The organism is Winogradskyella epiphytica (genome assembly GCF_003217215.1).
In the GTDB taxonomy this organism is placed as follows: Bacteria; Bacteroidota; Bacteroidia; order Flavobacteriales; family Flavobacteriaceae; genus Winogradskyella; species Winogradskyella epiphytica.
Map to the genome: position 1 here is coordinate 350,540 of NZ_QJTD01000002.1, position 13,661 is coordinate 364,200.

The 13,661-nt window shown below is 33.6% G+C and carries 12 protein-coding genes; 10 read left to right on the plus strand and 2 right to left on the minus strand.

The features are described from left to right. The first annotated feature begins 12 nt into the window (after positions 1–12). From DFQ11_RS06810 to DFQ11_RS06830, 5 genes are all read left to right on the plus strand, one after another. A complete protein-coding gene (locus DFQ11_RS06810) occupies positions 13–648 on the plus strand; it encodes a DUF937 domain-containing protein (RefSeq protein ID WP_110475116.1) in 636 nt (211 codons plus the stop codon). 210 nt (positions 649–858) lie between these two features. Continuing rightward, on the plus strand, positions 859–1,296 hold the full coding sequence (locus tag DFQ11_RS06815; protein WP_110475117.1) for a DUF6146 family protein: 438 nt from the start codon (positions 859–861) through the stop codon (positions 1,294–1,296). A gap of 49 nt (positions 1,297–1,345) precedes the next feature. Further along, positions 1,346–1,840, plus strand: coding sequence for a DUF6787 family protein (locus tag DFQ11_RS06820; RefSeq protein ID WP_110475118.1), 495 nt, complete (start codon positions 1,346–1,348; stop codon positions 1,838–1,840). Beyond that, complete coding sequence (locus DFQ11_RS06825; RefSeq protein WP_110475119.1) at positions 1,837–2,178, plus strand: hypothetical protein; 342 nt, start codon at positions 1,837–1,839, stop codon at positions 2,176–2,178. The genes DFQ11_RS06820 and DFQ11_RS06825 overlap by 4 nt, the downstream gene beginning before the upstream one ends. Before the next feature lie 49 nt (positions 2,179–2,227). Beyond that, complete coding sequence (locus tag DFQ11_RS06830) at positions 2,228–4,471, plus strand: TonB-dependent receptor (RefSeq protein ID WP_110475120.1); 2,244 nt, start codon at positions 2,228–2,230, stop codon at positions 4,469–4,471. A 78-nt stretch (positions 4,472–4,549) separates the two neighbouring features. Here the strand turns inward: DFQ11_RS06830 and DFQ11_RS06835 are convergent, their stop codons facing one another. Then, a complete protein-coding gene (locus DFQ11_RS06835) occupies positions 4,550–4,831 on the minus strand; it encodes a hypothetical protein (protein ID WP_110475529.1) in 282 nt (93 codons plus the stop codon). Between the two features lie 205 nt (positions 4,832–5,036). Between DFQ11_RS06835 and DFQ11_RS06840 the strand changes: the two genes are divergently transcribed. The 5 genes from DFQ11_RS06840 (at position 5,037) to hutI (ending at position 12,637) form a co-directional block, all read left to right on the plus strand. After that, on the plus strand, positions 5,037–7,478 hold the full coding sequence (locus DFQ11_RS06840; protein WP_110475121.1) for a DUF5916 domain-containing protein: 2,442 nt from the start codon (positions 5,037–5,039) through the stop codon (positions 7,476–7,478). A 39-nt stretch (positions 7,479–7,517) separates the two neighbouring features. Continuing rightward, the gene (locus DFQ11_RS06845; RefSeq protein ID WP_110475122.1) at positions 7,518–8,192 is read left to right on the plus strand and encodes an ABC transporter ATP-binding protein; all 675 of its coding nucleotides are present in this window, start codon (positions 7,518–7,520) and stop codon (positions 8,190–8,192) included. Between the two features lie 162 nt (positions 8,193–8,354). Further along, the gene (gene fumC / locus DFQ11_RS06850) at positions 8,355–9,752 is read left to right on the plus strand and encodes a class II fumarate hydratase (protein WP_110475123.1); all 1,398 of its coding nucleotides are present in this window, start codon (positions 8,355–8,357) and stop codon (positions 9,750–9,752) included. Between the two features lie 30 nt (positions 9,753–9,782). After that, positions 9,783–11,228 (plus strand): T9SS type A sorting domain-containing protein, encoded by a 1,446-nt coding sequence (locus DFQ11_RS06855; protein WP_110475124.1) that lies wholly within the window; start codon positions 9,783–9,785, stop codon positions 11,226–11,228. A gap of 155 nt (positions 11,229–11,383) precedes the next feature. Then, complete coding sequence (hutI, locus tag DFQ11_RS06860) at positions 11,384–12,637, plus strand: imidazolonepropionase (protein ID WP_110475125.1); 1,254 nt, start codon at positions 11,384–11,386, stop codon at positions 12,635–12,637. Between the two features lie 67 nt (positions 12,638–12,704). Here the strand turns inward: hutI and DFQ11_RS06865 are convergent, their stop codons facing one another. After that, entirely contained in the window at positions 12,705–13,592 is an 888-nt protein-coding gene (locus DFQ11_RS06865; RefSeq protein WP_110475126.1) for a chromosome partitioning protein ParA, read from the minus strand. Between the last annotated feature and the right edge of the window lie 69 nt (positions 13,593–13,661).

Sequence of the window (13,661 nt, forward strand, 5' to 3'; positions counted from 1 at the left end):
ATAAAATACAAAATGGCAGGAATATTAGATTTATTAAACAGTGATTTAGGAAAAAACATCATTAATGGTGTAGCAGGTTCTACAGGAACAGACCAAAACAAAACAGCTAGTGTTTTAACAATGGCTCTACCTGTACTTATGAAAGCCATGGAACGTAATGCTTCAACAGAAGAAGGTGCTAGTGGCCTAATGAATGCAATCAATAGCAAACACGATGGCAGTATTCTAGACAACCTTGGAGGTTTATTTGGCGGTGGTGTTGATGACAATGTAAAAAATGATGGCGCTAAGATCCTTAACCATGTTCTTGGTTCCAAAAAACAAGGAGTTGAGCAAGTAATTGGTCAAAAAGCTGGATTAGATGCAGGTTCTGTAGACAATATTCTAAAAGTGGCAGCACCAATTTTAATGGGTGTTTTAGGAAAACAGGCAAAACAAAATAACGTAAGCTCTCAATCTGATTTAAATGGTCTTTTAGGAGGTCTACTTGGCGGAAGTGCTGCTTCAAATGAACAAAGCTTCTTAGAAAAGATTTTAGATGCAGACGGTGACGGTAGTGTTATAGATGATGTAGCTGGAATGTTCTTAGGAGGAGATAAAAAGAAAGGTGGCCTCGGTGGTCTTTTAGGAGGACTATTCGGAAAATAGTTTTATAAATAAGTTATAATTTAAAAGCAGCTCAAAAGAGCTGCTTTTTTCGTACTATGACTTTACTTTCTATTCCTCTAGACCAACGCAACGAAACCCTCTGTTCACGAATTGCAGGTTTCAAACACCTATAACTTAATATAGTTTTACAGTGTTAAATAGAAGTAAAAATCTAATCATCTCATTCAATTTTTAATACCTTTAATACTTATGAAAAAATTAATTCCATTTATAATAGTTCTTATTTTAATTGCAAGTTGTAAATCCTACAATAGCACTCCAACAATTAATAATGGTAATGATATTGGTTTGGTTGAAAGCGACACCGTTGAAATAAGCAGTGACGAATCTGATTATAGAATCATTATAATTGAACCCGGTTTTAATGCTTGGTTGGCCTCCTCTGCAAGACCAGAAGGTTATCATTCACAGCAGTGGCTAGAAAACAGAAATGCTATTTTGGTTCAAGCTTGGAATCAAAGAAACTCTCAACCGTTTAACTACGATCCCAATTTATATGAAGTTCGAATTGATTATGACACTCGAACTGATTATGGTTATGAAGTTAATTACAAGCTATATAACTACTTCTTATATTTTCAAATCAAATACAAACAACGACTCTCTTCTTTTACGCCAAGAATTTAAGTCGGAAATACATCATATTTTACTAATTTTGCCGCACTGAAAATGTGCTATGGAAAAATTTAAAACATATTGGGAAATTAAACACAACTGGCAATTGTTGTTTCCATTTTTTGGATTAGCAATTTTAGGCTATTCAGCTTTTAAGATTTCAAATGCTTTATTTGGCCACTATGGCTTACTTCTAAGTATAGTCACTTCCCTACTTCTTTTCTTCCTTTTATTAAAATTCATCTTAATCATCTTTAAGAAACTAGAAAACAAATGGGTTCTAGATTATAAATGGGAAATGATTCGTGTTTTTATGGTTTTTGCTATTACAGGTTCATCTTCTTTATTTATAGGAAGGCCTATTATAGCTATGATGGGAATTACTAAAGAAAACTTAAACCCTATTCTTTACTGGTTTTTATTTCTTATCATTGGCCTCATTTTCTACCAAATTCTATTAGTCAGCTTTGGTTGGTTATTTGGACAATTTAAATTTTTCTGGGAGTTTGAAAAGAAAATGCTAAGTAGATTTGGGCTAAAACGTTTTTTAGATTGAAGAAAGTAAATTTTATATCAGTAGCATTTCAAGCGCTAGCACTTGTGCTGGTTATGGCTGTGCTATTCCCTTCTGTTGTAAAATTAAATCATACTTTTTCACATCACACCCACATCGTTTGTCATAATGATGATTCAGGTCAAACTCACTTTCACCAAACTGATATGGACTGTGAGTTTTATAAATTCAAACTCACCACTCAGTTTCATTTTCAAAACAATTTAGACCTCTTTATTCCTTCTGAAGACAACTACAAAATAAGTGCTTCACAGTACGAATTTGTTAGTAAATTCCAAAAACTCCAAACCACACTTCGCGGACCTCCTGCATTGATTTAATATTTAGAAATCATTTTTTTTATTTCATTAATTATTAAATCATTTATTTATGAATCGATTACTATTCATAGTATTCAGCATTTTATGCACAACTATTTATGCACAAAACAGTGTAAGCGGAAAAGTTTTAGACAAAGCTACAAACTCCCCAATCCCTTATGCTACCATTTACCTACCAGAATTAGAAACAGGTACAACAACAGATGAAGACGGTAAATTTACTATAGACCTCAAAAAAGGAACCTATAAAATCGTTGTCTCATTTATTGGTTTTCAATCACAAGCCTTATCCATTTCTGTTCCTTTATCAGACTCACTGACTATCATTTTAGCTGAATCTGCTATGGAAATGAAAGAAGTTATTATCTCTACGCCATTCCATAAATTACAAAGCGAAAATGTCATGAAGGTGGAGCAGATGAAGTTAAAAGAACTCAAAGCTTCGGGAGCAGTTACACTTGCTGAAGGTTTAACAAACATAGCAGGTGTAGAAAGCGTAAGTACAGGAAACAGTATTGGCAAACCTGTAATTAGAGGTTTAAGTTCTAATCGCGTTTTAGTTTACACACAAGGGGTTAGATTAGAAAACCAACAGTATGGTGATGAACATGGTCTTGGTATCAATGATGCCGGATTAGAAAGTGTCGAGGTTATTAAAGGCCCTGCGTCCTTACTTTATGGTAGTGATGCTTTAGGCGGCGTATTATATTTAAACCCTGAACGATTTGCGCAGGAAAATGAATCTGCTGCAGATGCGTCATTAAATTATTTTAGTAATACTAAAGGCTACTCTACTAATGTCGGTTATAAATCTTCAAATAATGGATTTAAATTTTTATTTAGAGGAAGTTTAACTGAACATTCAGACTATAACACCAATAAATACAGAGTTACCAATACACGGTATAGAGAGCAAGATTTTAAGGCAGGATTAGGTTATCAATCTTCTAATTTTAAAACTGAATTTCGTTATAATATGAATAATGCGAAATTAGGTTTACCTGAAGAGATTGGAATACAGAGTTTAAGTAAAACTCCAATGCTCCCGTATCAAAACATTAACAATCATATTTTTAGCTCAAAATCAACTATATTTTTTGACGATTCTAGTCTAGATATTACTTTAGGTTATGTCTTTAATAATAGAAAAGAATTTGAAGTAGAACATCATCATGGTAGTCACGATGAACATGATCATGATGAACACGATGACGAACACGATGAACATGCCAACGAACTTGAAAATTTAGAAGCTGCATTACAGATGAAGCTTAAAACTTTCAGCTACGATGTAAAATATAATCTTCCAGATTTCGGAAGATTTGAGACAATCTTGGGTATTCAAGGAATGAACCAGAAAAATTTGAATTATGGCAAAGAAATTTTAATTCCAGATGCTACAACAAATGACCTAGGCATTTTAGCAACTTCACATATTCACTTCGAAGCCCTTGATGTACAATTAGGCGCACGCTTCGATCATAGATCTATTTCTATAGAAAATTCTGAAAACAAAACCTTTAATTCCGTTAATGGAGCCTTAGGATTTAAAACGAATCTTTTTAAGAATATCACAGCGAGATTAAATCTAGCCTCTGGATTCCGAGCACCAAATTTGGCTGAATTAGCTTCAGATGGAACTCATGAAGGCACTAATCGTTATGAAATTGGGAATATAAACCTGTCTAATGAACAGAATTTTCAAATCGATTTAGCTTTAGAATACAGAAATGAGCATATAGAATTATTTGCTAATGCTTTTTACAATAAAGTAAACAATTATATCTTCCTTAATCCAAATGGAGAAATGATTAATAACGATCCTGTTTTTGCCTATGAACAAGATAATGCTCGTTTATATGGTGGAGAATTTGGACTTCACCTCCACCCTCACCCTATACATTGGTTACATTTAGAATCTAGTTTTGAAACGGTTGTAGGTCAACTAGAAAATGATGACTATTTACCTATGATTCCTGCGAACTCTTTAACCAATATACTTCGAGTAGAATTGGATACAAAATCAGTAAAAAGTAGCTACGCTTTTATAAAGTTACGCTCTACATTCGCACAGAAAAATGTAAATGCTTTTGAAACGACTTCTGATGCGTATAACTTATTAAGCGCAGGTATAGGCGGTACATTTAATCTGCTTAACAATGAAATGACAGTCACGCTTTCTGCTACTAACCTATTAAACACTGAGTATGTCCATCATTTATCACGATTAAAACCTGATGGAATTCTGAATATGGGACGAAACATAAACGTCGGAGTGACCTATTCATTATAACCTCAACAAAGAGTAAAATGCCAAATAGAGCACAGACAAAATCATTCTTTGTGCTCTATCTGACTTTTATAACATAACTTATTGAACTTTGCTTACTGATTTTTCAGTACTAATTACATAAGTATATATCCACGTTAAAGTAAAAGTTGGAATGACATCAAATCCAGGTAATAATTCTTCAACAAAATTAATTATACCTGCTATTTTTCCAGTTTTTCCAGGATACAGCTTCGTCATTAACCAACCAGAAATTGGTGCCCAAATGACATCCGAGAATTCTCCAATTCCTGGAATTAAAAATGAAACAAATCCCAAGGCGTCAAACAAAAGGCCTAAACCTAATTTTTTATATTTATTCATAAATTGCATTAATTACTTAATGTAAGACAAAAATTATTCCAAATACTATAACTGCCATTTTGGATGTCAAAATCTTTGTTAGTCGCATCTTTTTTAACATTTAATTAAGAAGACTGCAAAATGTGAGCACGTAGTTTTGTAGCGCTTAGAATGTATAAAGCGCTTAATTATTTACATTTTAAATTCCTTAATATCCATAAAAATTATGACCGTTCGCTCGTTTTACTTAATCATAATTGCTATTAGCTTAACGAGCACAATTTATTCTCAAAATAAGAAAGCATTATCTATACAGCGTACAGACCAAGCTCCAAAGATTGATGGTATTCTAAACGATGCTGCATGGCAAAATGCCCAAACCGCTACTAATTTCACCTCTTACACACCTGAAATAGGCAAAGTCGTGCCTCATAACGAACGCACGGTAGTTAAAATGTCTTACGACGATAAAGCCTTATACGTTGCCGCATACCTTTATGATGATCCAACTAATATAATGAAGCAGCTAACGAGTAGAGACAACTTTGGACATAATGACTATTTCATGGTTGTTATAAACCCAAATAATGATGGGCAGAATGATACCGAGTTCATTGTGTTTAGCTCTGGTACTCAAGCAGACGCGCTTTCTAATCCTAATAATGGTGAGGATTTTGGATGGAATGCCGTTTGGGATAGCGCTGTGACGCTAGTAGATGATGGATGGATTGTTGAAATGAAAATTCCATACAGAACATTACGTTTTGCAGATCAAGAAGAACCAATTTGGGGATTACAGTTTCTAAGACACTATAGACGATCAAGAGCAAATTTTAGTTGGAATGCCATCAACCCTAAAAAAGGTTATGCAGGATTATACAGTGGAGAACTTTTAGGTTTAAAAAACATTGAACCTCCTGTTCGACTTAACCTCTACCCTTTTTCAACAGGATTAATTAATACTTATGATGGCCAAACGGATACAGATTTAAAATTTGGAATGGATGTCAAGTATGGAATTACAGATAATTTTACATTAGATGCCACATTAGTCCCCGATTTTAGCCAGGCTGGATTTGATGATGTGGTTTTAAATCTCGGTCCCTTTGAACAAACCTTCTCTGAGCAACGCCAGTTTTTTACAGAAGGTATCGATCTATTTTCAAAAGGTGATTTGTTTTTCTCAAGGCGAATAGGTAGCGCACCTAGTGGAAAACTTAGCCTTCATGAAAATGAAAAAGCAGAAATTCCAAATAAGACGAAAGTTCTAAATGCTTTGAAAGTATCAGGTAGAACAAAAAACGGGCTAGGAATAGGTCTGTTCAACGCCATTACCGAAAAAACACGAGCTACCATAACGAACAGTGTTACCAATGAAGAACGAAAAGAAGTTGTAGAACCTTTGACTAATTACAACATCCTTGTTGTTGATCAACAGTTTAACGGTAATTCTTCAATAGGCATCATTAATACCAATGTGATGCGTGAAGGACATTTTAGAGATGCAAATGCTACAGCCATAGTTGCCAATTTGATTAATAAAAGAAATACCTACCGCATTTCTTCAGAATTAAAAATGAGCAATGTTAATCACCAACAATCAAACAATGAAACGGGATTCAGTAGTTATTTAGAGCTTGCTAAAATTCATGGCAATTTAAAATATAGTTTAGAACATCGTTTTGCTGACACCAAATTTGATATTAACGATCTAGGACTTCTTCTTAGAAATAATTATAATAATTTTAGTTCTAATATTTCATATGAAACCTATGAACCTAGCGGAAATTTAAACAGTTATTATATAAACGCCTATTTTAATTATAACCGATTAGCCACTCCGAACGTCTATTCACAATCTAGTATCGGATTCAATTACAGAGCCACAACCACTAAATTAGATTCATATGGATTTAATCTTAGTTTTGAACCTGGCAAACAACATGATTATTTTGAATCGCGAGACGGCAGACCTTTTACCTATGAAAATTCTTTTAGTACAGGTGGATGGGTTTCTACAAGTTATAATAGGAAACTTGCTTTAGATTTAAGAGCTAATGTTGGAACACTATTCGAAAAAGACAGAGATTTATTTTCCTATAATTTTGAAGTAGAACCGCGCTTAAGGTTGAATGACAATTTACTATTGATTTACCAGTTTTATTTCGATTTTACTAATAATGATCGCGGATATGCGTCACAACAAGATGACCAACCTATTTTCGGAGAACGCAATAGGCAAATTATAACCAATAGTGTCTCTGCAAATTATGGTTTTAATCCTTATAATTCTTTAGCATTAAGCTTTAGACACTATTGGGACACTGTAATATATGATCAGACTCTATTTACATTATTAGATTCCGGAGATTTAACCAGCGATTCTGGCTATACCTTAAATAATTTGAGTACGGACCCCAATATCAATTTTAGCACTTGGAATATTGATTTAAGCTACTCCTGGCAATTTGCACCCGGAAGCTTCTTAACAGCCTTGTATAGAAACCAACTATTTAATGCAGGGGTAAATATTGAAGACAACTACTCTCAAAGTTTAGACCACTTATTTGCTCAACCTATTCAGCACACCTTTTCTCTACGAGTACAATACTTTATCGACTTTAATGGAATTAAATCAATTTTCACATCCAATAAATCTGCTACTTAGTATTGTAGGTTTATGTATTAAGTATTATTTTCACCTCTTATGAGCAAGACTGTTATTTCCGCAAAACAAATTAAAAAAGCCTATCAATATCTACAAGTTTTAAAAGGTGTTGATTTAACAATAAATGAAGGTGAAGTTATTTCAATTGTTGGTGCTTCAGGTGCTGGTAAAACGACGCTACTTCAAATTTTAGGGACTTTAGACAAACCAGATTATGATACGGCAACAGAATTAATTATTAATGAGCAATCTATAAAGTCTCTTAATGACAAATCCTTAGCGAAGTTCAGAAATAAGAATATTGGATTTATATTCCAATTTCATCAGTTATTGCCTGAGTTTACGGCATTAGAGAATGTTTGTATTCCTGCCTTTATAAATAATACACCAAAAATAGAAGCCGAAAAACGGGCTAAAGAACTTTTAACTTATTTAGGCTTGAGTGAACGTATTCATCACAAACCCAATAGTATGTCTGGTGGTGAACAGCAACGTGTAGCTGTGGCAAGAGCATTGATCAACAACCCAAACATTATATTCGCTGACGAACCTTCTGGGAACTTGGATAGTGAATCGGCAGAACAATTACATAACTTATTTTTTAAACTTCGAGATGAATTTAATCAAACCTTTGTTATTGTAACTCATAATCAAGAGTTAGCAGCTATGGCGGACAGAAAACTGACTATGGTTGATGGACGGATTGTAAGTTGATGGTGATGATTTTTCTCTGTAGTGAAATAAAAAATATAATTTTAATCTGAAAATAAATTCTTAACTATTGTAGGGATAACTCGTGTAATAATTCCTTGTATAATACACGATTAAACCTACAAAAACTTTAATTTTGCAAAAGCTTTAAATACATTATATATTATGGATTACCGAATTGAAAAAGATACAATGGGCGAGGTAAAAGTACCAGCCGACAAATTATGGGGAGCGCAAACAGAACGTTCAAGAAATAATTTTAAAATTGGTGCTCCAGCATCAATGCCTTTAGAGATTGTTTATGGTTTTGCATACCTTAAAAAAGCAGCAGCCTATACTAATTGTGAGTTAGAGGTTTTACCTAAAGAAAAACGCGATTTAATTGCACAAGTTTGCGATGAAATTTTAGAAGGAAAACATGATGACCAATTTCCGTTAGTTATATGGCAAACGGGATCTGGAACTCAAAGTAATATGAACGTTAACGAAGTTATTGCTAATCGCGCACACCAAATCGCTGGGAAAATTATTGGTGAAGGTGAAAAAACCATTCAACCTAATGATGATGTAAATAAATCACAATCATCTAACGATACGTTCCCAACGGGAATGCATATAGCCGCTTATAAAAAAGTTGTAGAAACGACTATTCCTGGAGTTATTCAACTTCGTAATACCTTACACAAAAAATCACTTGAATTTAAGAATGTTGTAAAAATTGGTCGTACTCACCTAATGGATGCAACACCATTAACTTTAGGTCAGGAGTTTTCTGGATATGTGTCTCAATTAGACCATGGACTTAAAGCTTTAGAACATACTTTAGCTCACTTAAGTGAACTAGCTTTAGGAGGTACAGCAGTTGGAACTGGTTTAAACACACCAAAAGGTTACGACGTATTAGTTGCTAAATATATTTCAGAATTTACAGGTTTACCATTTATTACTGCAGAGAATAAGTTTGAAGCATTAGCTGCACACGACGCCATTGTAGAAACTCATGGAGCCTTAAAATTATTAGCCGTTTCTTTAAACAAAATCGCTAATGATATTAGAATGATGGCTTCAGGTCCACGTTCTGGAATTGGAGAAATTATTATTCCAGCCAACGAACCAGGAAGTTCTATTATGCCAGGAAAGGTTAATCCAACACAATGTGAAGCTTTAACTATGGTTTGTGCACAAGTAATGGGTAACGATGTGGCGATATCTGTAGGTGGTACACAAGGTCATTATGAGCTTAACGTTTTCAAACCAATGATGGCAGCTAACCTTTTACAATCGGCACAGTTACTAGGTGATGCATGTGTAAGTTTTGATGAGCATTGTGCAATAGGTATTGAGCCAAACCATCAAGTAATTAAAGAATTACTAAACAACTCTTTAATGTTAGTAACAGCTTTAAATACTAAGATTGGTTATTATAAGGCAGCTGAAATCGCTAATACAGCACATAAAAATGGCACGACTTTGAAAGAAGAAGCTATAAATCTAGGTTATGTTTCTGCAGAGGATTATGACGAATGGGTTAAACCAGAAAATATGGTTGGAAGCCTCAATTAATCAATAAACTATTAATCAATTCACATAATTATGAAACAAAAATTACTTTTATTTTCAAGTTTACTTTTAATAGGCTTGACTAGTAACGCACAAATTGAGTTTATTAAAAGCACAATTGATAGCAACACAAGCGCACGACCATATGCTGTTGCTGCTTCAGACTTAACGGGTGATGGCAATACAGATTTAGCTATTGGCACGTACAATGGCAGCAAAGTGGCATGGTATAAAAACAATGGAGATGAAACCTTCTCTCCAGGAGTTATACTTGAAGCAACAGGCACAGCTGCATTATCTTTTATAGAAAGTATTGCAATTGCAGACTTAAACAATGATGGATTTAATGATATAATTGCGACTGGAGGTGGAAGTAACAACCTAGTTTGGTTTCAAAATAATGGAGACGAAACTTTTCAACCTGCTCAATTAATCTCATCCGAAATTGATGGAGCTGGCGCTGTTAAAGTAGCGAATATAGACAATGACCCTAACGGTAACTTAGATATTATTGTATCTGGATATTATTTAGATGGAATTGTTTACTTTTTAGGGAATGGTGATGGCACTTTTGGACCAATGAAAATTTTAGCACAAGAAGCTGCTAATTCAGGTCCTGGATCATTCGATATTGCTGATTTTGATGGTGATGGCGACTTAGATGTGGTTGTTGGTTATACTTCAGGTGGCTTCATTAAGCTATATGACAATAAACTTGTTCAGGATGGTTTAGATACTTCAGGTGATGTTCCTTTTGAACCGTACACAACTACTGTAGATTCAGATAATGGATGGTTATGGTCTGTAATTTTTGCTGACGTAAATAATGATGGGAACTTAAACATTGTAAAGTCTGATTCTGAACCAACTACAGGCAATGCTACATTAGCTTGGTACTCAAGTGACACAGCAGGTATTGAAACTACGTTTACAGAAACAGTAGTCCCTACTAGTTTTTCACATGGTGGAGCCGTAAATGTTGCGGATATAAACAACAATGGATACAACGATTTAATTTTAGGAAACAGCTATTCCTCTGGTGTAGATTTAATAGTTTTTGAAGGAAACGAAGATGGTTCTTTAGGTGAAGAACTTATTTTAGACGATACTACAGGTACCATATTCTCTATGGCATTGGCCGATTTCAATAATGATGAAAAATTAGACATCGCTACAATAAGCTATTTATTAAACGACCTTAATGTTTTCTTTAATAATACGACGTTATCGACTCCATCTTTTGAAACAACAGAAATCGTATTATTCCCGAATCCTGTTAAAAACACTTTATATTTAAAGAGTAATAAAACTGAAGATATGAAGGTATCTGTATATAATATTTTAGGTGAAAAAGTTTTTAATAGTACTTTAAGTGCAATTCACGGTTTAGATGTTTCTAACTTAAGTAATGGCGTGTATTTTATAAAACTTGATAATAATAATAATAATAAGTCAACATTCAAATTTGTAAAACAATAATTTTATACACATTATAAAACTAAAGCGTTGGCTATCTGCCAACGCTTTTTTTATTTTTACATTTCTATAATTTTCATTTATTCAGCATTTTCATTCTTTGGATTTGTTTTTTAATTTGAAAAAAAAAGCTAATCTTTACAAAAACACCAACCACTATGTCTATACTAATTACCAACATTAAACAGTTAATTCAAGTCCGTGATGTAAATACTACAATTTTAAAAGGTAGTGAAATGAAAGAACTTCCAATTTTAGAAAATGCCTATATCTATATGGAACATGATACAATCATAGAATATGGATTAATGGAAGATCACTACAGCATAGATGCTGAAACGGTAATTGATGCCACCGGAAAAATTGTTTTACCTTCTTGGTGCGATTCACATACACATATTGTTTATGCCGGAGATAGAACTTCTGAGTTTGTAGATAGGATTAATGGTTTAAGTTATGCTGATATTGCCAATAAAGGCGGAGGTATTTTAAATTCTGCTAAAAAATTACAAGAAACCTCTGAAGAAGAATTGTATCAACAATCCGTAAAGCGATTAAATGATTTGATCGCAATGGGAACTGGAGCTGTTGAAATTAAAACAGGTTATGGTCTTACGGTTGAAGCGGAATTAAAAATGCTTCGAGTTATAAAGCGTATGAAGCAAGAGAGTTTAGCCATTATCATCCCTACTCTATTGGCTGCACATGCTATTCCCGAAGAATACCATTCTAATAAGCAAGAGTACATTAAGTATATCACAGACGAATTAATACCTAAGGCTGCCGAACTTAATATCACTAATTATGTAGATGTATTTTGTGAAGAAGGATATTTCGATATTAATGACACTGAGGCTATTTTAGAGGCTGGAAATAAATATAATCTTCGACCAAAAATCCATGTAAATCAATTCAATATTGTTGGTGGGATTGCTTTAGGAGTTAAACACAATGCCCTTTCTGTAGATCATTTAGAGGAAATAAATGATGACGATATTGAAGCATTAAAAGGCAGTGAAACCATTTCAGTTGCCTTACCTGGTTGCTCTTATTTTTTAAGCATTCCTTACACTCAAGGTAGAAAAATTATAGACGCAGGCTTACCTTTAGCAATCGCGACGGATTACAATCCGGGTTCTTCACCTAGTGGAAATATGAATTTTGTTGTCAGTGCAGCTTGTGTTAAAATGAGATTAACTCCAGAGGAGGCTATTAACGCTGCCACTGTAAATGGTGCCTATGCTATGGGAATAAGTAATATGTACGGAAGCATTACGCGAGGGAAGAAAGCCAACTTGATAATTACCAAGCCAATGAACCACTATAGTGAGATTCCTTATGCATTTGCTCACAATCCCGTGGAACAAGTCATAATTAATGGTCAGGTTTTAGTCAAGCATTCTGAGCAATAAGAACTATTAAAAATAAAAAAATCCGAAAGTTGTCTTTCGGATTTTTTTTTAATTCAATTAGTCGAAATTATTTCAATTCAAACTCCGTAGAAGAGATTAATTCTTTTTCATTAAACACATTTACTGTATAACGTCCAGTTTCAAACTTAGAATCATCTAATTCGTTGATATACTCACAAATATTTAAGTTTTTATTCTCATAGTTGAATCTACTAATCAAACTATAATTCAATATTTGGTCTTCAAATTCAATCTGATCATTAGAACCTAGTACATTGTTCTTAGGGTCTATAACCTGAACGTATAATTCTTTATCACCTGCCTCTGCAAGCATATTTTTAGCTACCGTAAAGCAAACTTTAATTTTGTCACTTCGTCTTGCACGTTCTGTTGGAATTTGCTTTCCACTGCTTCTTTCAATAACTCCCATACCAACTAAACCAACAGTCTGTAGTGCTGCTGCATCTTTTACAACAGTAGACAATTCTGTGTTTTGTACTAAAAGTGAATCCGTAAACATAGTACGTTCGGCTAACTGCGTTTGCGTACTATCTAAAGACGTTGCTAAATATTTATTTTCAACCTTCAAGCGATCATTTTCTGCTAATAACACATCCATTTCTTCCTGCAAGGCTAAATACTTCTTTTTATACCTCCATAAACTACCTACACTATTTTGTGATACTTTAAGAGAATCCATTAGTACTTGAATACGATTTCTCGCCTCAATTAAATCTTGATTTTTTATTTCGCTCTCTGCTATAGCCTCATCATAATCTTTGGCCATATTATTAAGATCATTCATTACTTGTTGCTTCTCATTAGTCAACACTTTTTCATTCTCTTGCTTATCATTATAAAGCTTTGATGTATAAAATGCTGTACCTAAGAACAATACTAAAAGTATACCTAATCCAACTTTTAATCCTGTATTTGATTTTTGTGAACCTTCCATAAACTGTTTGTTTTAAAGTAGTATTAATACTTGTTATAATTTTTAAATTTGAGGTCAATGTAAGTAATA